Source organism: Angustibacter sp. Root456 (assembly GCF_001426435.1).
Lineage (GTDB): Bacteria > Actinomycetota > Actinomycetes > Actinomycetales > Angustibacteraceae > Angustibacter.
The window spans coordinates 596,220-614,450 of sequence record NZ_LMER01000001.1 but is presented as its reverse complement, the minus strand read 5'-3'; the positions used below and the strand labels follow the sequence as shown (position 1 = coordinate 614,450).

17 protein-coding genes are annotated in these 18,231 nt (G+C 73.0%); 5 read left to right on the top strand and 12 right to left on the bottom strand.

What is annotated here, in order from left to right:
• Position 1: 1 nt before the first annotated feature.
• The 6 genes from efeB to ASD06_RS02865 all read right to left on the bottom strand — a co-directional run bounded on the left by efeB (position 2) and on the right by ASD06_RS02865 (position 7,205).
• On the bottom strand, positions 2 to 1,228 hold the full coding sequence (efeB, locus tag ASD06_RS02890; RefSeq protein WP_056672643.1) for an iron uptake transporter deferrochelatase/peroxidase subunit: 1,227 nt from the start codon (positions 1,226 to 1,228) through the stop codon (positions 2 to 4).
• Positions 1,225 to 2,352 carry an iron uptake system protein EfeO gene (gene efeO, locus ASD06_RS02885; protein ID WP_056673087.1) on the bottom strand — a complete coding sequence of 376 codons (1,128 nt, stop codon included), beginning with the start codon at positions 2,350 to 2,352 and terminating at the stop codon, positions 1,225 to 1,227. The genes efeB and efeO overlap by 4 nt, the downstream gene beginning before the upstream one ends.
• A 34-nt stretch (positions 2,353 to 2,386) precedes the next feature.
• The gene (gene efeU, locus ASD06_RS02880) at positions 2,387 to 3,238 is read right to left on the bottom strand and encodes an iron uptake transporter permease EfeU (protein WP_056672641.1); all 852 of its coding nucleotides are present in this window, start codon (positions 3,236 to 3,238) and stop codon (positions 2,387 to 2,389) included.
• Between the two features lie 64 nt (positions 3,239 to 3,302).
• On the bottom strand, positions 3,303 to 3,965 hold the full coding sequence (locus tag ASD06_RS02875; RefSeq protein WP_056672639.1) for a nucleoside triphosphate pyrophosphatase: 663 nt from the start codon (positions 3,963 to 3,965) through the stop codon (positions 3,303 to 3,305).
• Positions 3,966 to 3,992: 27 nt separating this feature from the next.
• The gene (locus ASD06_RS02870) at positions 3,993 to 5,330 is read right to left on the bottom strand and encodes a dicarboxylate/amino acid:cation symporter (RefSeq protein ID WP_157371452.1); all 1,338 of its coding nucleotides are present in this window, start codon (positions 5,328 to 5,330) and stop codon (positions 3,993 to 3,995) included.
• Positions 5,331 to 5,498: 168 nt separating this feature from the next.
• Positions 5,499 to 7,205, bottom strand: coding sequence for a DUF885 domain-containing protein (locus tag ASD06_RS02865; protein ID WP_056672637.1), 1,707 nt, complete (start codon positions 7,203 to 7,205; stop codon positions 5,499 to 5,501).
• Positions 7,206 to 7,277: 72 nt separating this feature from the next.
• Between ASD06_RS02865 and ASD06_RS02860 the strand changes: the two genes are divergently transcribed.
• Entirely contained in the window at positions 7,278 to 8,300 is a 1,023-nt protein-coding gene (locus ASD06_RS02860; RefSeq protein ID WP_200941814.1) for a GNAT family N-acetyltransferase, read from the top strand.
• Positions 8,301 to 8,309: 9 nt separating this feature from the next.
• Here the strand turns inward: ASD06_RS02860 and ASD06_RS02855 are convergent, their stop codons facing one another.
• The 5 genes from ASD06_RS02855 to ASD06_RS02835 all read right to left on the bottom strand — a co-directional run bounded on the left by ASD06_RS02855 (position 8,310) and on the right by ASD06_RS02835 (position 12,815).
• Positions 8,310 to 9,560 (bottom strand): APC family permease, encoded by a 1,251-nt coding sequence (locus ASD06_RS02855; protein ID WP_056672635.1) that lies wholly within the window; start codon positions 9,558 to 9,560, stop codon positions 8,310 to 8,312.
• Positions 9,557 to 9,898, bottom strand: coding sequence for a hypothetical protein (locus ASD06_RS02850; RefSeq protein WP_162248030.1), 342 nt, complete (start codon positions 9,896 to 9,898; stop codon positions 9,557 to 9,559). The genes ASD06_RS02855 and ASD06_RS02850 overlap by 4 nt, the downstream gene beginning before the upstream one ends.
• 205 nt (positions 9,899 to 10,103) lie before the next feature.
• On the bottom strand, positions 10,104 to 10,898 hold the full coding sequence (locus ASD06_RS02845) for an alpha/beta fold hydrolase (protein ID WP_056672632.1): 795 nt from the start codon (positions 10,896 to 10,898) through the stop codon (positions 10,104 to 10,106).
• Between the two features lie 91 nt (positions 10,899 to 10,989).
• Positions 10,990 to 11,205: an acyl-CoA carboxylase epsilon subunit gene (locus ASD06_RS19085; RefSeq protein WP_056672630.1), complete on the bottom strand. Its 216-nt coding sequence runs from the start codon at positions 11,203 to 11,205 to the stop codon at positions 10,990 to 10,992.
• Positions 11,202 to 12,815 (bottom strand): acyl-CoA carboxylase subunit beta, encoded by a 1,614-nt coding sequence (locus ASD06_RS02835; RefSeq protein ID WP_200941813.1) that lies wholly within the window; start codon positions 12,813 to 12,815, stop codon positions 11,202 to 11,204. Before ASD06_RS02835 ends, ASD06_RS19085 begins: the two co-directional genes overlap by 4 nt.
• A 41-nt stretch (positions 12,816 to 12,856) precedes the next feature.
• Between ASD06_RS02835 and ASD06_RS02830 the strand changes: the two genes are divergently transcribed.
• The 3 genes from ASD06_RS02830 to ASD06_RS19880 all read left to right on the top strand — a co-directional run bounded on the left by ASD06_RS02830 (position 12,857) and on the right by ASD06_RS19880 (position 15,377).
• A complete protein-coding gene (locus tag ASD06_RS02830) occupies positions 12,857 to 13,729 on the top strand; it encodes a biotin--[acetyl-CoA-carboxylase] ligase (RefSeq protein WP_056672625.1) in 873 nt (290 codons plus the stop codon).
• 7 nt (positions 13,730 to 13,736) lie between these two features.
• A complete protein-coding gene (locus ASD06_RS02825) occupies positions 13,737 to 14,291 on the top strand; it encodes a PH domain-containing protein (RefSeq protein WP_056672623.1) in 555 nt (184 codons plus the stop codon).
• 258 nt (positions 14,292 to 14,549) lie between these two features.
• The gene (locus tag ASD06_RS19880; RefSeq protein ID WP_369853659.1) at positions 14,550 to 15,377 is read left to right on the top strand and encodes an adenylate/guanylate cyclase domain-containing protein; all 828 of its coding nucleotides are present in this window, start codon (positions 14,550 to 14,552) and stop codon (positions 15,375 to 15,377) included.
• 12 nt (positions 15,378 to 15,389) lie between these two features.
• Here ASD06_RS19880 and ASD06_RS02815 read toward each other — a convergent pair whose 3' ends face one another.
• The gene (locus tag ASD06_RS02815) at positions 15,390 to 17,333 is read right to left on the bottom strand and encodes a glycosyltransferase family A protein (RefSeq protein ID WP_056672619.1); all 1,944 of its coding nucleotides are present in this window, start codon (positions 17,331 to 17,333) and stop codon (positions 15,390 to 15,392) included.
• Here ASD06_RS02815 and ASD06_RS02810 point away from each other — a divergent pair.
• Entirely contained in the window at positions 17,332 to 18,231 is a 900-nt protein-coding gene (locus ASD06_RS02810; RefSeq protein ID WP_369853644.1) for an enoyl-CoA hydratase-related protein, read from the top strand. The two genes, ASD06_RS02815 and ASD06_RS02810, sit on opposite strands and share 2 nt — an antisense overlap.

The window sequence follows — 18,231 nt, the reverse complement described above, 5'->3', positions numbered from 1 at the left end:
GTCAGGCGAAGAGGTGGTCGGCCCAGGTGCGTGAGGGGTCGGGCAGGCCGCGCGGGCAGGCCCAGACACCGCTGCCGGTGTGCTTGATGTACTCGTTGAGGGCGTCGTGCCGCCCGAGCTTGCGCTGCAGCGCCACGAACTGCTCGGGATCGCGCTGGAACGAGATGAAGAACAACCCGGCGTCGAGCAGGCCGAGGTCGTCGATGCCGTCGGTGTAGGAGAAACCGCGCCGCAGGATGCGCAGGCCGTCGTTGTTCTCCGGGCTCGCGAGCCGGATGTGCGCCTGGTCGGGGATCACCGGCTCGCCATCCGCCGCGGTGGCTGCGTAGTCGGGGTCGTCGGACTCGGCCACGCCGGTGAGCGGTGCCCCGGAGTGCTTGCGCCGCCCGAAGACCGCCTCCTGGTCGGAGAGGACGTCGCGGTCCCACGCCTCCACGAGCATGCGGATGCGACGGGCCATGAGGTACGTGCCGCCGTCCATCCACGGCTGCCCGGAGTCGGCCCCCGCCCACACGTGCCGGCGCATGGCGGCGAGGTCCTCACCCACGATGTTGCGCGTGCCGTCCTTGAACCCCATGAGGTTGCGCGGCGTCGACTGCGTGCGGCTGGTGGTGGAGGTGCGGCCGAAGCCCAGCTGCGACCACCGCATGGCCACGGTGCCGGCCCCGATGCGCGCGAGGTTGCGGACGACGTGGAACGCGACCTGAGGGTCGTTGGCGCAGGCCTGGATCGCCAGGTCGCCGCCGCAGCGACGCGGGTCGAGCTCGTCGCCGGGTAGCGCCGGAACCGGTTGCAGGGCAGCGGGTCGCCGGGAAGCGAGGCCGAGGCGGTCGTCGAACAGCGACGGCCCGAAACCGATGGTGACGGTGAGCCCGGACGCCGGAAGTCCTATCGCCTCGCCCGTGTCGGCGGGCGGCGCCGAGGGCAGCGATGACGTGCCAGGCACCGCCGCGCCTCGGGTCATCGCCTCGGCGGCTGCCGTCCACTCGGCGAGCAGGTCGCGCAGCGCGGCGCGGTCGTCGGTGGTGACGTCGAACGCCGCGAACGCGAGGCGGTCCTGCGACGGCGTGGCGATCCCGGCCTGGTGCTCGCCGTGGAACGGCACGCGGTCGGCGACGTGCGGCGCCCGCGGTGCGCTGGCGTGCGCCGTCGCCGCGATGGCGCTCAGCCCTGCGCCGGCGCCGGCCGCACCGAGGCCGCCCAGGAACCCCCTCCGGCTGACGCTCATGCGACGAGGGGAGCGATCTTGCTGAGCGTCTCGGCGAGCGCGTTGACCTGCGTGGTCATCGTGCGTCGTTGCTCGTCGGTCACGGCGGAGTAGTCACGGTAACCGTCGCCAGTGCGGTACCGGGCCAGCGACGCCTCGACGTCAGCGAACTGCGACTTGGCTGTCTCCAGCAGGGTCGGCTGCTTCTCGCGCAGCACTGGCCCGAGGACGTCGAACGCCTGGCGAGCGCCGGCGAGGTTGGCGGCGAAGTCCCACAGGTCGGTGTGGCTGTAGCGCTCCTCCTCGCCGGTGATCTTGCTCTTGGCGACCTCGTCGAGCAGGCCGACGGCGCCGTTGGCGATCTGCGCGGCGCTCAGCTCGACGTCGTCCATCTCGCCCGACAGCTCGCGGACGTCGGCCAGCAGCTGGTCGGCGACCGGCGCCAGGCCCTTCAGGCTGCGGTCGGCCCACAGCGCCTTCTCGATGCGGTGGAAGCCGGTCCACGCGTCCGACGGGTCGACGTCGTTGACGCGCGCGTCGATCCGCGGGTCGAGGTCGCCGAAGGTCTCGGCCACCGGCTCGATCCGCTCGTACCAGCTGCGGGTCGGGGCGTAGAGCGCCTTGGCCTGCTCGACGTCACCCGCCTTCACCGCGGCGGTGAACTCGGTCGTGGCCTTCACCAGCGATGCGGTCTGCGAGAGCAGGTAGGTGCGGTACGTCGACACCGCCTCGTCGAGCCCGGCCGCAGCGGTGGTCGTCGCGGCCCCGCCCGCCGCGCCCCTGACCGTGAACGTCGACTGCTCGGTGGCGGCGTTCGGGCACAGGACGACGTACTCGCCGGCGTCCAGGCGCAGCGTGAAGGTGCCGGACAGGCCCGGTGTGAGGTTCTCCTTCTCGCCCAGGATCTTGCCGTCGCGCAGCAGCTCGACCTCGGTGACCCGGCGCGCGTCGCGGTTCGTCACCTTGAACGTCACCGGCCCGGCCGCGGACGACGCCGGCTCGGCGGTGCAGCCGTCGTCGGTGGCGGTGACCGTGACGGTCGTGGCACCGGCGGCAGCGGGCGAGGCGTCGTCGCCACAGGCGGTGAGGACCAGCAACGAGGCAGCGAGGGCGCCGGCGAGCGCGGGCACGCGGGCAGGGGACATCACGGGAAGTCCTTTCAGGGCAACGGAAGGAGGGTCAGGCGTCGGCGGGAACGCGCGGCGTGGCGGTGCTGCGCGCGGGCCGTGGCGCCCGCGGGCGCCACAGCACCACGAGCAGCATGGGCACGAGATAGAGGGCCCAGGCGAGCACCTCGATCAGTGTCGGTCGCGGCTGGATCCCGAGGACGCCGGTGACCAGAGCCGCCTGCGCCGTCCCCGGTGCGACGACTCCGGACAGGTCAGCCACCGCCTGCTGGCCGACGTTCACCCACCCCGCTTCGTGCGCGGTGTGCGCGGCCGTCATGAGCAGACCGGCCGCGACGACGACGAGCACTGCGCCGGTGGCCGTGAAGAACCGCTGCAGGTTGATGCGCACCCCGCCGCGGTAGATGCCGTAACCGATGGCGAGCGAGACGGCGATGCCCAGCAGCGCGCCGCCCGAGGCGGCCGTGGCGTTGGTGCTGCTCTGGAACACCGAGAGCAGGAAGACGGCGGTCTCGAAGCCCTCGCGCAGCACGGCCAGGAAGGCCATCACGACCAGGGCCCGGGCCGAGCCGGAGTCGAGTGCGGCGGCGGCCGCCGCCTCGAGGCCGCCCTTGAGGCGACGGGCGTTGCGGCGCATCCAGACGATCATCCAGGTCACCATCGCGACCGCCAGCAGACCGATGACCGTCTCGAGCCCCTCCTGCGCCTGCTGGGGGAGGCTGCGCTCGAGCGCGTGCAGGGCGAAGCCCACGCCCAGGCACAGGACGACGGCTGCGCCCACGCCGAGCCAGACCTGACGCAGCGCGTCACGACGCCCCTGGCGCGCGAGGAACGCAGCGATGATCCCGACGACCAGGGCGGCCTCGAGGCCTTCGCGCAGGCCGATGACGAACGTGGGCAGCACAGCGAACTCCCGCCAGTTGAGAAGGTAAGGCTTACCTAATCAACACGCGGCCCGCGGCGTCAAATCAGGCGGTGACCCACAGGTCGGTCCAGCGCACGCCGCACTCGGCGAGCAGGTCGCGCAGCACCGGCAGGCTCACGCCGACCACGGTGTGGTGGTCTCCCTCGATGCCGCGCACGAACGCACCGCCGAGCCCGTCGGTGGTGAAGGCGCCGGCCACGCCGAGCGGCTCCCCGGTGGCGACGTAGGCGGCGATCTCCTCGTCCGTGACGTCGGCGAAGTGGACGGTGGTGGAGGCGACCGCGCCGAGCGTGGCGCCGCTGCCGCCGTCGTCGGGGTCGCGCAGGTCGATCAGCCAGTGGCCGGTGTGCAGGACGCCGGAGCCGCCGCGCATGCGCTGCCAGCGGGCGGTCGCCTCCGCGGCGTCGCGCGGCTTGCCGTGCTGCTCGCCGGCCAGCTCGAGCACGGAGTCGCAGCCCAGCACCAGGCAGTCGTCGAGCGTCGCCGCGACGTCCTCTGCCTTGGCTCGCGCGAGCAGCAGGGCGACCTGGTCGGCGTCGAGCTCGCCGTAGGTCTCGCGGGCGGCGGCCTCGACGGCCTCCTCGTCGACCTGCGAGACCTGCACCTGCGGCTCGACGCCAGCGGAACGCAGCGTCTTCAGCCGCGCAGGGGACTGCGAGGCGAGGACGAGGGTGAGTGCACGAGGGTCGGGCGCGGAGGAGGTCACGCGCCCGACCCTAGTGCGAGGTGCGGCTCAGGCCGCGCTGGGCACCGGCTCTCGGGTGCGCTCGCCGGTGCCGGGCACGGCGTCACGCACCGCCTGCTCGCGGGCGTTGTAGACCGCCCGGTCGAGGATGCCCGCACGGGCCGACACGATCACGGGCACGAGCGCCTGGCCGGTCACGTTGACCGCGGTGCGGCCCATGTCGAGGATCGGGTCGATCGCCAGCAGCAGGCCGGCGCCCTCGAGCGGCAAGCCGAGCGTCGACAGCGTGAGGGTCAGCATCACGATGGCGCCGGTGAGGCCCGCCGTGGCCGCCGAGCCGACGACCGACACGAACGCGATCAGCACGTACTCCTTGACCCCCAACGGAATGCCGAACACCTCGGCCACGAAGATCGCCGAGATCGCCGGGTAGATGGCAGCGCAGCCGTCCATCTTCGTGGTGGCGCCGAACGGGACGGCGAACGCCGCGTACTCGCGCGGCACGCCGAGGTTCTCGGTGGCGACGCGCTGGGTCAGCGGCATGGTGCCCACCGACGAGCGCGACACGAACGCCAGCTCGATCGCCGGCCAGGCGCCGGCGAAGAACCGCACCGGGTTGAGCTTGGCGACGCCGGCGAGCAGCGTCGGGTAGACGACGGCGATGACGAGCGCCAGGCCGACGTACACGGTGACGGTGAAGGTGGCGAGGGGCGACAGGAGGTCCCAGCCGTAGCTGGCGACGGCCTTTCCGATGAGGCCCAGGGTGCCGAGGGGCGCGAGGCGGATGACCCACCACAGCGCCTTCTGCACGACTTCGAGCACGGCCTCCGACAGCGCGACGACGGGCTCGGCCTTGGCGCCGACGGCCAGCACGGCCGCAGCCGTGACGGCACCGAGGAACACGATCTGCAGCACGTTGCCGTCGACGAACGCGCCCACCGGGTTGGTCGGCACGATGCCGGTGAGGAAGTCCAACCACGAGCCGACGTGCTCGGGCTTGGCGGCCTTCGACACGTCGAGCTGCACGCCGCGGCCGGGGTGGGTGATGGTGCCGAGCACCAGGCCGATCGTCACGGCGATCGCACTCGTGATGCCGAACCACAGCAGGGTGCGCAGGGCCAGGCGCGCGGCGCCGGTCACCTCGCGCAGCCGCGTGATCGAGACCAGCACGGCAGTGAAGACCAGCGGCGGCACGGCCAGCTTCAGCAGCTGGACGAACAGGCTGCCGATCGTGGTGAGGGTCTCGGTGAGCCAGCCGAGGTCCTGTGCGCGGGCCAGCAGGCCGAGCGCGACGCCGAGGACCAGGCCGAGCAGGATCTGCGCGCCGAACGGCACGCGGGGCAGTGCGGACGCGCGCCGAGGGCGCGCCGAAGTGGCGGAAGACATGGGAGTCCTAGGGTGAGTGACGAAGGGGGACGGTGGCGCGCGTCAGCCGCGACAGCCGTCACCGGCCCAGCGGCGCAGGTCGAGCCAGCGCCGCGTCGTCAATCCCCAGACGTTTCCCATCTCGAGAGCAAACCCTAGGCGCCGTGCAGGGTATTCCCGAGCGGCGTCTCAGGTCGTGGGCAGCGCTCGGCCGACGAGCGCCTCGCGCAGGACGTCGAGCCCGACCGACCCCAGATCGAGCGCTCGGCGGTGGAAGCGCGCCAGGTCGAACGCGTCGCCCTCGCGCGCCCTCACCTGCTCGCGCGCGTCGAGCCACAGTCGCTCGCCAACCTTGTACGCCGGCGCCTGGCCCGGCCACCCGAGGTAGCGGTCGACCTCGAAGCGGATGAATGACTCGGGCATGTTCACCTTGTGCCGGAAGAACTCCCAGGCCTTCTCGGCGTCCCAGGTGCCACCGCCCAGCTCAGCCGGGGCGTCCTTGCGGCAGTGCACGCCGATGTCGAGGACGACGCGCGCCGCACGCATGCGCTGACCGTCGAGCATGCCCATGCGGTCGCCCGGGTCGTCGAGGAAGCCCAGGTCGGCCATCAGCCGCTCGGCGTAGAGCGCCCAGCCCTCGCCGTGGCCGCTGACCCAGCAACCGAGGCGCCGCCAGCGGTTGAGGAGGGCCGAGCGGTAGACGGTCTGCGCCACCTGGAGGTGATGGCCGGGCACGCCCTCGTGGTAGACGGTCGTGGTCTCGCGCCACGTGCCGAAGCTGGTGACGTCCTCGGGCACCGACCACCACATGCGGCCCGGCCGTGAGAAGTCCTCGCTCGGGCCGGTGTAGTAGATGCCGCCCTCGTGGGTCGGCGCGATGCAGCACTCCAGCCGGCGCACCGGGTGCGGGATGTCGAAGTGCGTGCCGGCCATGGCCACGATCGCGGCGTCGCTCAGCTGCTGCATCCAGGCCTGCAGCGCGTCGGTGCCGTGCAGCTGGCGGGCGGGGTCGTCGTCCAGTGCCTTCATCGCCTCGTCGGGCGTCGAGCCAGGCTTGATCTGCTCGGCGACCGCTCGCATCTCGTCCTCGATGCGCGCGAGCTCGGCGCGGCCCCACTCGTAGGTCTCGTCGAGGTCGACCGTGGCGCCCAGGAAGTAACGGGAGCGCAGCTGGTACTCATCGCGGCCGACAGCGTCGTCAGCGCGCGCGACGGGCAGCAGCTCGTCGCGCAGGAACCTCGAGAAGTCACCGAAGGCCTGCGCTGCAACGTTTGTAGCGTCGGATAGGTCGGACGAAACGCTCGTCGGTAGTTCGGCGTCACCGGCACGTGCACCGGACGCGAGCTCGGCGAAGAAGCCGTTCGCGGATGCGTGCTGCTCGGCCTGGGCCGCGCACTTCTCGACCTGCCGCCGCGCGGGCGTGACGCCTCGCGCCATGCCCTCGCGCAGCGACGCGACGTACTGCTGCATGGCCTGCGGCGTCCGGGTGAGGCGCGTGGCGATGGTCGCCCAGTCGTCGACAGTGCCCTTGTTCATCAGGTCGTACACCGAGCGCAGGCTCTGCAGCGGACTCGCGAGCACGTTGAGGTCGTAGTCGTCCGCACCGATGGCGTAGAGCTCCTCGGCCAGCCCGAGCCGTTCGCGCATCGCCGCGATCGTCACGCGGTCGACGTCGTCCGCGGGCTCGACGTCGTCGAGGGCTCGCAGGGTGCGCAGCCCGACCTCGCGCCGGGCCGCGTGGCCCTCGGGGGAGTAGTCGGTGAGCTCGGTCTCGTGGCCGGGCACCCCGAGCGACGTCGCGGCGATCGGGTCGAGCGCGATCTCGGCGTCGAGGTGGGCGTCGGCGATCTCGTCGACGGCGGTGCGCGGGCGAACGGCGTCTGTGGAGTCGGTCACGGCGGTCACCCTAGTGGCGCGCAGGGATAACCGTTGGCCCCCCGGCCCGCGTGCTGCCTAGCGTGGTCGCTCGTGGGCACGCTGCATCTCGACACCGTCCACCGCGTCGACCTCGCGGACGACGCGGTGCTGGCGCAGCTGTACGGCGTCGAGGCAGCCAGCAAGCGGGCCGGGCGGCCGTGGCACGATCCGGAGTCCCCGAGCGCCTTCGCCGCCGACCAGCGGTTCGTCGACCCCGCCGAGGACCACCTGCTCTGGGCGGCCTGGTGGGACGGGAGACCGGTGGGGCTCGCGCACTGCTGGTTCCCGCTGACCGACAACGTCGACAAGGCCTACTGCATGGTGGAGGTCGAGCCGCAGGCGCGCGGTCGCGGACGGGGAACCGCGCTGCTGCAGGCGGTGCTCGACGAGGTGCACCGGCGGGGCCGCCCTGAGGTGCTGTCGGAGGTGTTCGTGCCGCTGGACGCCGGCGACGAGCACCCGTACCGGCGCTTCGCCGCACGACACGGTTTCGCCGAGGCGAGCCGGGACTCCATGCGGCACCTGGCGCTGCCCGTCGACGCCGGTCGGCTGGACGACCTCGAGGCCGGCGCCCGCGCCGGCTGGTCGGGCCGGTACCGGCTGGAGACCTACGTCGACGGTGTGCCAGAACACCTGCAGGCGTCCTTGTGCGACACCGAGAACCAGCTCGCGGTCGACGCCCCGGCCGGCACGGTCGAGTACGAGCCCGAGTCGCTCACCCCCGAGCGCTACCGCGAGCGGTTGCAGCTGTTCACCGACATGGGCCGCGAACGGATCACGACCGTCGCGGTCGACGGCGACGGCCAGGTCGTCGCCTACACCGACCTCGTCATCGGCTCTGGCACGCGGACGTCGGTGTGGCAGTGGGGAACCCTGGTGCGCCGCGAGCACCGCGGCCACCGGCTCGGGCTCGCCGTCAAGGTCGAGAACCTGCGCCGCCTGCAGGCCGCCCACCCCGAGCGCACCGTCGTGATGACCGGCAACGCCGACGTCAACGCGCACATGCTGGCCATCAACGAAGCACTGGGCTTCCAGCTCGTCGAGGCGTGCCCGCAGCTGCAGCGCCGGCTCTGACTGCGTGGTTCAGCGTCGATGCCGGAGGACGACGAGCCGGCCGAGGACACCGACGGCCAGGACGCCCAGCCCGGCGAGCACCGACGCCGAGGGCAGCGTCACCACGAGCACCAGGCAGCCGACCAGCCCGACGAGCTGCAACGCCCGCGGCCAGCGCCGCTGCGCCGCCGGTTGCCGCACCGCCGACAGGTTCGCCACCGCGTAGTAGATGAGCACGCCGCAGGACGAGAACCCGATGACGCCGCGCAGGTCCGACGTCAGCACGAGGACGACGACGACCGCGCCGATCGCGAGCTGTGCGCGGTCGGGGACGTGGTGGCGGAGGTCGACGGACGCCAGCGGCCCGGGCAGATCGCGCTCGCGCGCCATCGCGAGCGTCGTCCGCCCGACGCCGGCCAGGAGGGCCAGCAGCGCACCGAGGCTCGCCGCCGCGGCACCGATGCGTACGACCGGCACGGCCCACGCTGCCCCCAGCGCGTCGACCGCCGAGGCGACCGGCGTGGCCGAGGACGGCAGGTCACGCCCCAGCACGGCCACCAGTGCCAGCCCGACCGCGAGGTAGAGCAGCACCACGACGGCCAGCGCGATCACGATGGCCCGACCCAGCTGCTCCGGACGCCGCACCTCCTCGGCCAGCGTGGCGATGCGTGCGTAGCCGGCGAAGGCGAAGAAGATCAGGCCCGCTGACTGCAGTACCCCGCCGACGCCGCCGTGCACCGGCAGAGCGGAGGGGTGCACGTCGGCAGCGCCCGTGGCGGCGAGCGCGAGGAACCCCACGAGCACCGCACCGGTGGCGACGAGCAGCACGCGCGCGGCGGCCGCCGTCCGCGTGATACCGCGCAGGTTGGCGACCGTCAGCAGCACGACAGCGCCGGCCCCCACGATCCGCTGCCAGCCGCGGCCGGCGGGCACCGCGTAGGTCGCGAACGTCAAGGCCATGGCCGCGCACGACGCCGTCTTGCCGACCACGAAGCCCCAGCCGGCGACGAAGCCCCACCACGGCCCGAGCACCTCGCGGCCGTAGACGTACGTGCCGCCGGACGTCGGGTACGCCGCCGCGAGCTGCGCGGACGACGTCGCGTTGCAGAACGCCACGACGGCGGCCAGCCCCAACCCGACCAGCAACCCCGACCCCGCGGCCTGCGCCGCCGGTGCGAAGACCGCGAAGACGCCCGCGCCCACCATGGCGCTCAGCCCGACGACGACGGCGTCCCCGGTGCCGAGGCGGCGCGCGAGCTGGTGCGGGATCGGCGCGCTCATCCCATGCGGTCCGCGATCTCGCGGGCCGCCGTCAGCAGCTCGTCGTCCGTCACGTTCGGCAGCACGTCCTCCCACAGCGGCAGCATGGCGCCGTTCGCCTCCAGCATGCCGAGCGGACGCGGCAGGAACCACACGTGGAAGTGCGCACCGCCGTCACCCCAGCGGTAGAGGTGCACGCGGCCGACGTCGCCTCGCGCGAGGATCGCCCGCTCGACGCGCGCCACCATCGGCCCGAAGGCCTCGGCCGCCGCCGGGGACAGGTCGCAGAAGGAGTCGACGTGCTCGGTGCTCGCCACCCACACGGTGCCCGGCAGGCTGCCGCCGACGGGAGTGTGCATGGTGAAGTGCGCGTCGGACCACACGGCCTCGGTCGCGTGCCCTTCGCACACACCGCACGGCGGGCCGCCCGGCTCGCCGCGCCGCGGCGGTTCCGGGACGACGCGCGGCCCGCGCTCTACGGGTGCCAGGGGTTCTGCCCAGGGAATCGTCATGCGTCCAGCGTGACCTGCGAGGCGCCGTCCAGGCTTGATCGCCGTTGCGGCGTCAGCGCTCCAGGCCGCCTGCGAAGGCTCGGACGGCGTCGGCGAAGAGGTCAGGTTGCTCGGCGTAGGTCACGTGCCCGCAGTCGGGCAGCTCGAGCAGCTGAGCCGACGGCACCGCTGCCGCGATCACCCGAGGCGTCGCTCGCAGGAACGGGTCGCTGTCGCGGCCCGCGATGGCCAGGACGGGGACCCGAACCGCCGCCAGCTCATCGGCCGTCACGGTGAGCGGTGGCTGCTGCAGGTCGGCGACGAGCATGGCAGCGCTCGCTCGGTACGGCTCCCGACCGGCGTCGTCGAGTTGGCGCCACAGCCCGGGGCACACGACCTCGAAGAACGCGTCGACCGCTCCCCGCAGGTCTCCTGCGTCCAGACGCGGCTGTACGGCCGGGACGACCCGGCCGAGGAACTCCCGACCGAGCTGCGGTTCGAGGGAGAAGACAGGTGGTTCGGAGAGCACGGCGCCGGCCAGCAGTCCGGGATGGCGCAGCGCGACGTCGAGCGCGACGCGGGCCCCGCCGCTGGAGCCGACGAGCACCACAGGTGCCAGGGAGAGGTGCTGGATGAGCGCGGCGAGGTCGTCGCCGTGCAGCGGCACGGTGTGCGGCGCGTCGGCGTCGGAGCTGGACCCGTGACCCCGTCGGTCGTACGTGATGCAGGTGAAGGCGTCCGACAAGCGCTGGACCTGGCCCTCCCACACGTCCCCTCGGCCGCACATGCCGTGCACGAAGACCAGGGGCGGCCCCTCACCGGTGACGTCGTAGTGAAGGGTGACGTCCTGCACCTGGGCCTCTGGCACGGTCGCCTCCCACGGGCTGCGCCTTCTCGCACTCTAGGCGCAGCGGGCCAGGGCTTCCAGGGGCGCGGGAGCCGCGTGGGGCACGTCGAGGTCAGCGCGGCAGGGCGCTGGCCCGCCAGCCGCCGCGGGCCGGGGCGGTCGCACCGTGCGGACGCGCCGAGGCGGCCCACCGGGACGTCGGCGCAGGAGCGGGCGCGTCGTCCCCACCACCGGCAGCCGCGAGCACCACGACGAGCGCGGCGACGTCGTCCGGCGTCGGGTTGCCGCGCACGATCCGCAGCACCGGGGGCTGCTCCTGGTCGCTCACAGCGGGATGTTCCCGTGCTTCTTGGGCGGCAGCGTCTCGCGCTTGGTCTGCAGCATCCGCAGCGCCTTGATGACGTACGACCGCGTGTAGGAGGGCGGGATGACGGAGTCGACGTATCCGCGCTCCGCCGCGATGTAGGGGTTGGCGAGGGTGTCCTCGTACTCGGTGATGAGGCGCTGGCGGGCGGCCTCGACGTCCTCGCCGCGCTCGGCGACCGCCTTCAGCTCGCTGCGGTACACGATGTTCGCGGCGCCCTGCGCGCCCATGACGGCGATCTGCGCCGTGGGCCAGGCGAGGTTGATGTCGGCGCCGAGGTGCTTGGACCCCATGACGTCGTAGGCCCCGCCGTAGGCCTTGCGCGTGATGACCGTGATCTTGGGCACCGTCGCCTCGGCGTAGGCGAAGATCAGCTTGGCGCCGCGGCGGATGATGCCGTTCCACTCCTGGTCGGTGCCCGGGAGGAAGCCGGGCACGTCGACGAAGGTGAGCACCGGGATGTTGAAGGCGTCGCACGTGCGCACGAACCGGGCGGCCTTCTCGGAGGCGTCGATGTCGAGGGTGCCCGCGAACTGCATCGGCTGGTTGGCGACGACGCCGACGCTGCGGCCCTCGACGCGACCGAAGCCGACGATGATGTTCGGCGCGAAGAGGGCGTGCACCTCGCAGAACTCGCCGTCGTCGAGCACGTGCTCGATCACCGTGTGCATGTCGTACGGCTGGTTCGCCGAGTCGGGGATGAAGGAGTCGAGGAACGCGTCGTCCTCGCCCACCTCGTCGTCCACGGCGCTGTCGAAGGCCGGCACCTCGTCGAGGTTGTTGCTCGGCAGGTACGACAGCAGCTGCTTGACGTACTCGATGGCGTCGTCCTCGTCGGACGCCATGTAGTGCGCGTTGCCGCTCTTGGTGTTGTGGGTCCGCGCGCCGCCGAGGTCCTCCATCGTGACGTCCTCGCCGGTGACCGTCTTGATGACGTCGGGCCCGGTGATAAACATCTGCGACGTGCCGTCGACCATGACGACGAAGTCGGTGAGCGCGGGGGAGTAGACGTGGCCACCGGCCGCAGCGCCCATGATCAGCGAGATCTGCGGGATGACGCCGCTGGCGTGCACGTTGCGCTGGAAGATCTCGCCGTAGAGGCCCAGCGAGACGACGCCCTCCTGGATGCGGGCGCCCCCGCCCTCGTTGATGCCGACCACCGGGCAGCCGATCTTCATCGCCAGGTCGAGCACCTTGACGATCTTCTCGCCGTAGACCTCGCCGAGGCTGCCGCCGAAGACGGTGACGTCCTGGCTGAACACCGCGACCGGGCGGCCGTCGACGGTGCCGTAGCCGGTGACGACGCCATCGCCGTACGGGCGCCGCTTCTGCTGGCCGAAGTTGGTCGAGCGGTGCCGCGCCAGCTCGTCCATCTCGACGAACGAGCCCTCGTCGAGCAGCGCCTCGACGCGCTCGCGGGCCGTCTTCTTGCCCTTGGCGTGCTGCTTCTCGACCATGCGGGCCGATCCGGCGTGCACGGCCTCGTCGTTGCGGCGGTGCAGGTCGGCGAGCTTGCCGGCGGTGGTGTGGATGTCCGGCTCGGGCGTGGTGTCATCAACGGAGAGTTCGGGCACGGCCCGCAGCCTAGTGCGCCACCGCCATCTAGCCTCAAGGTGTGACCGCTTCCACGCCGTGGGCCGACCTGTCGCGGCCGCCGTTGCGGGCGACAGCCCTGCGTCGGGCGCTGGTCGACCCGGACGGCCCGTGGACGTCGCTCGACGTCGTCGCGGCTACCGGCTCCACGAACGCCGACCTCGCGCAGCGCGCCCGTGCGGGCACGGCCACCGCGGGCGCGGTGCTCACCACGGACGACCAGCAGGCCGGTCGAGGCCGCCGCGACCGCACCTGGACGACGCCGCCGCGGTCGGCGGTGGCCGTGTCGGTGCTCCTGCAGCCGCGCGAGGTCCCGCGCTCGGCCTGGACGTGGTTGCCGCTGGTCGTCGGGGTCGGCGTGGTCGACGCGCTCGTGCGCGTCGCTGGCCTGGACGCCCGGCTGAAGTGGCCCAACGACGTGCTGGTCGGTGACCTGAAGGTCTGCGGCGTGCTCGCGGAGGTGGTGGAGACCCCTGACGGCGCGGCGGTCGTCGCCGGCGTGGGTCTCAACGTGAGCCAGTCGGCCGACGAGCTGCCCGTGCCGACGGCGACGTCGCTGGCCATCGCGGGATCGGCGACCACCGACCGCGACACCGTGCTGCGGGCCGTGCTGCGCGGTGTGGCCGCCCGGTACGGCGCCTGGGTGCGGGCGGACGGCGACCCGCGGCGCAGCAGCATCGGCGCGGCGTACCGCGAGCGCTGCGCGACCATCGGCCAGCGGGTGCGCGTCGAGCTGCCCGGAGGTGACGCTCTGGAGGGCGAGGCCGAGGGCGTGGACGACGACGGCTGCCTGCTCGTGCGCCCCTCGACCGGTGACGTGCGGGCGCTCGCGGTGGGCGACGTCATCCACGTGCGTCGCGCGGACGCCCCCTCGGGCGCGCCGGGCACGGCATGATCTGACCATGGCCTACCCGCGCAGGCTCCTGTCGCAGGACGAGGACGTCGAGCTCGAGCTGCACCCGCACTGGAAGGCGCTCGTGCTGCCGGTGCTCGCGCTGCTCGTCGTCGTGCCGTTGGCGTCCTTCGGCGCGGCGCGCGTACCCGACGGCGGCGCCCAGCCGATCGTGCGGATCGCCATCGCGACGGTGGCGGTGGTGGTGCTCGTGGCGACGACGCTGCTGCCGTTCCTGCGGTGGGTCACCACCCACTACGTCGTCACGACCCGCCGGCTCATCACGCGGCGCGGTGTCATCGCCCGCACCGGACGCGACATGCCGCTCACGCGGATCAACGACATCTCGTTCTCGCACACCGTGATCGAGCGCCTCTTGGGCTGCGGGACGCTCGTGGTCGAGTCGGCCGGCGAGCGCGGCCAGCTGACCCTCGACGACGTGCCGGGTGTCGAGGACGTCCAGCGGCGGCTGTACGAGCTGGCCGACGCCGCGGGCGAGGGTTGGGACGACCGCAGCGAGGACGACCGCCGCGACGACGAGGCGTACGACCCGCGGCATGGGTGAACCGACGGGGCCCNCGCTGAGCCCGCTGAGCCCGCTGAGCCCGCTGAGCCCGCTGAGCCCGCTGAGCCCGCTGAGCCGGATGACGAGGCGCTGCTGAAGGCACCGCGCACGCTGCGCCGTCGTGAGGTGAGCCGGGCGGCCGGTGTCTCGCTGCTGTCGGCGCGCCGGTTCTGGCGCGCGCTCGGATTCCCGATCGTCACCGACGAGGACGAGGCCTTCACCGACGAGGACGTCGCCGCCCTGCGCGCCGTCACCAGCATGGTGCGCGACGGGCTGATGGACGAGACGACGGCGCTCGGCATGACCCGGGCCGTGGGCCGCTCCGTCGACCGCCTGGCCACCTGGCAGGTGCAGCTGCTGGCCGAGTACATCGCCGGGCTCGACGCCGAGTCGGCCGCCGTCGCCACGCCTGATCGGGCGGCCGCGCGCCGTACCTCCGAGCTGTTCACGCAGATGGCCGACCGGCTCGAGCCGCTCGTGGTCTACGCGTGGCGGCGGCAGGCGGCGTCGGCGCTCGCGCGCATCATGGCCGACGCCGAGCCCGACCCGCACGTGGGTGCGGTACCCGACGAGCACGACCACGACCCGAGGACCACGGTGCGGGCCGTGGGCTTCGCCGACCTCGTGTCGTTCACCCGGGTGGTACGGCGGCTGTCGGAGCGAGAGCTCGCGGCGCTGGTGCAGCGCTTCGAGGCCGTGGCCTCCGACGTCGTCACCGCCCACGGCGGGCGCGTGGTGAAGACGGTCGGTGACGAGGTGCTCTTCGTGTGCCGTCCCGGCGCGCCGGCAGCGCAGATCGGCCTCGGCGTGGCCGAGGCGATCGGGCAGGACGACCTGCTGCCCGAGGTCCGGGTCGGCATGTCGACGGGGCCGGTGGTGGGGCGGCTCGGCGACGTGTTCGGCACGACGGTCAACCGCGCCAGCCGGCTCACCGCCCTGGCGCGCCCCGGCACGGTGCTGGTCGACGTCGCGACCGTGCACTCGCTCGCCGAGGTGCCCGACGTCGAGGTGCACCAGCTGCGTGGGCGCTCGTTGCGCGGCATCGGGCACGTCGTGCCGTGGGTGCTGCGCCGCCGCACCGGCTGAGGCGCCTGGCGGTCAGCGTCCGGGGCGCAGCCGGCGGGCCAGCGAGCGGGCCTGGCGGCGCAGGCCGCCCGCTGCTGTGGCGGGTGCGGCCGGGGCGTCGTGCCGCACCGACAGGGAACCGTGCTGGGTGCGGTACACGGCGTAGGGGTGCTGGTACGGCACCCCCGAGCGCACCTCGTGCACCACCCGCACTCGCTCCTCGCCCGGAACCTCCACCCAGAAGTCCACGATGTCACCCGGCTCGGTGGTCGGTAGCGTCACCGTGCAGGTGGCCGCGCCTCCTCGCACCGGCGTCGTGACGGCCTCGTCCGAGCCGCGCACCTGCGCGACCAGCTGGGCTTCGACGGCGAACGGCTCCGCGAACGACAGCTGCAGGCTCTCGCCGTCCCACCGGGTGGCGCTCGCGACGGGCCGTTCGGACGCCGGCGCGAAGACGCGGACGGCGAGAGTACCTCGCTGCGTGACGGCGGCCCGAGCGGCGCGACGGCCGTCCGCCGACCGCGTCCCGGTCTCTCGCGGTACCTCGGCGACGACGAGGCGGTGGACCCGTGACTCGCCCAGGAACTGGGCCCGCACGAGGACGTCCCACACGCCGTCGTCGAGACACTGGCCGAAGAGGCCGTTCCACGGGTCGATGACGCCGGACCATCCGGCCGCGAGTCGAGCACCCTGCGGCGCCTCGACGTCTGGCCGATCCTCGTCGCGAGGCAGCGGCCACTCGACACCCGACGTGCGGTGCCGCACCGTCAGCTCGAGCCGGCCGAGGTCGCTGGCCGTCAGCTCGGCGTGCGGTGCGACGCTGGTGGTCCAGCGCGAGAGGTCCAGGGCGGCTCGTGCCCCTGAGCGCGTGATGGTGACCTCGAGGTCGTCCGGCCACGAGAGCGTCGCGGTGGCCGAGAGGTGGAGCGCGCCCGCAGACCACACGGCGTGGTCGAGGTGCACCTGCACGTCCAGCGCGGCCACCATCTCCTGGAGCCGGTCGAACGTCGTCAGGTCGTCCGAGCGCAGGGCCTGGACCCGCAGACGCTTCAGCACTGGCACGAGGTGGTCGACGCGCGCCGGGATCTCGTCCTGGGCCAGCGCCGCGATCGGTGCGACGGCCTCCACGCGGGCTGCCGGGTCGAGGGCGAGGTAACCCTTGGGGCGCACCGGGTGCAGCATGCGGCCGGCCGCCCAGGCGAGGCCTGCGTCGGCCACGCGCCCAGGCCCTGCGCCCTCGTCGAACAGGTGCAACGACGTGCGGAAGTTCTCCCAGTAGCCGGGCGCTCGGAAGAGGTCCTGGGAGTTGTTCGTGCCGTCGTTGCGCAGCACCCAGCGGTAACAGGGGTAGTCCGCCACGAGGGAGATGCTCTGAGCCCTCGGCAGCAGCGGAGCCATGAACAGGTGGTCCTCGAGCGGTGCCGGACCCTCGGGGAACCGGATCGCGTGCTCGAGCAGGAAGTCGCGCCGGAAGAGCTTGTGCGTCATCCGCCAGATGAGCAGCTGGTCGTCGACCAGGTCGCCGTCGGTGAGGTTGCGGCCGGCGAGCTCCCAGAACGGCGTGTGCATGCCCTCGGTGACGAGCTTGGGGCACACGACGTCCGCGGCGTCGCGCCGACCGACGGCGTACATGCGCTCGAGCGCCTCGGGGAAGAACTCGTCGTCGTGGTCGGCGAAGAAGACGTACTCGCCGCGAGCGAGGTCCAGGCCGATGTTGCGGGGCCGGCCCGGCCACCCGGAGTTGGGGATCGTCGTGACGATCGTGCCGGGACGGTCGTCGGCGAACGAGTGCAAGCGCTCGAGGGAGCCGTCGGTCGACCCGTCGTCGACGAAGACCAGCTCGAGGTCGGCGACGGCCATCGTCTGTCGCACCAACGAGGTGAGGAGACGCTGCAGGTGGTCACCGGGGTTGTAGACGGCGACGACGACGCTGACCGGCGGACGCCCAGAGCCTGGTGCCGTCGCTGCCTGCTCCATGGGGGACATGCTATCGGCGGCTGGCGCCGTGGGCGTGCCTGCCGACCTTCGCTACGGTGCGGTCGTGACCACTGACGCCCTCGCCGCCGAGCTCCCCCGCGACCTCGAGAACATCACGCTGCGCGCCCACGGTGAGCACGTCGTCGAGCTGGTGCTCGACCGCCCGCAGGCGCTCAACGCGGTGTCGACGGCGATGGCGCGCGACCTGGTGGCCGCCACCTCGGCGCTCGCCGCCAGTGCCCGCACCCGGGCGGTCGTGGTGTCGAGCGCCGCCGACCGCGCCTTCTGCGTAGGTGCAGACCTGAAGGAGCGCAACGGTCTCAGCGACGCCGACCTCGCGGCCCAGCGGCTGGTGACCGGCCCGGCGTACCGCGGGGTGCTCGACCTGCCCATGCCGGTGGTGGCGGCGGTGCACGGCTTCGCCCTGGGCGGCGGTTTCGAGATCGCGCTGTCGTGCGACCTGGTGGTCGCTGACGAGACCGCGGTGGTCGGCCTGCCCGAGGTGAGCGTCGGCGTGATCCCCGGGGGCGGCGGCACCCAGCTGCTCACGCGTCGCGTCGGCTGGTCACGCGCCGCCGACCTCATCTTCACGGCGCGTCGTCTCACCGCCGCCGAGGCCCTGGCGCACGGCTGCATCGACCGGGTCGTGCCCGCCGGCGCCGCCCGCGACGCCGCGATCGAGCTGGCCACCACGATCGCCGCGAACTCCCCGATGGGGGTGCGGCAGGCCAAGCGCGCCATGCGCCTCGGGCTCGACGTCGACCTCGCGACCGGGCTGGCCGTCGAGGACTCGGCCTGGCGCACCACGGCGTTCTCGCCCGACCGCGCCGAGGGGGTGCAGGCCTTCAACGACCGGCGTTCGCCGAGGTGGCCGAGCGACGACCAGCCCCTACGATGA

What these genes read in the sequence shown, in the direction of transcription:
- ASD06_RS02815 (WP_056672619.1), bottom strand. Translation starts at nt 17,333, where the DNA reads ATGGAGCAGGCAGCGACGGCACCAGGCTCTGGGCGTCCGCCGGTCAGC.
- ASD06_RS02825 (WP_056672623.1), top strand. Translation starts at nt 13,737, where the DNA reads ATGGCCTACCCGCGCAGGCTCCTGTCGCAGGACGAGGACGTCGAGCTC.
- ASD06_RS02870 (WP_157371452.1), bottom strand. Translation starts at nt 5,330, where the DNA reads ATGTCTTCCGCCACTTCGGCGCGCCCTCGGCGCGCGTCCGCACTGCCC.
- efeB (WP_056672643.1), bottom strand. Translation starts at nt 1,228, where the DNA reads ATGAGCGTCAGCCGGAGGGGGTTCCTGGGCGGCCTCGGTGCGGCCGGC.
- ASD06_RS02855 (WP_056672635.1), bottom strand. Translation starts at nt 9,560, where the DNA reads ATGAGCGCGCCGATCCCGCACCAGCTCGCGCGCCGCCTCGGCACCGGG.
- ASD06_RS19880 (WP_369853659.1), top strand. Translation starts at nt 14,550, where the DNA reads ATGGTGCGCGACGGGCTGATGGACGAGACGACGGCGCTCGGCATGACC.
- ASD06_RS02850 (WP_162248030.1), bottom strand. Translation starts at nt 9,898, where the DNA reads ATGCACACTCCCGTCGGCGGCAGCCTGCCGGGCACCGTGTGGGTGGCG.
- ASD06_RS02810 (WP_369853644.1), top strand. Translation starts at nt 17,332, where the DNA reads ATGGGGGACATGCTATCGGCGGCTGGCGCCGTGGGCGTGCCTGCCGAC.
- efeO (WP_056673087.1), bottom strand. Translation starts at nt 2,352, where the DNA reads ATGTCCCCTGCCCGCGTGCCCGCGCTCGCCGGCGCCCTCGCTGCCTCG.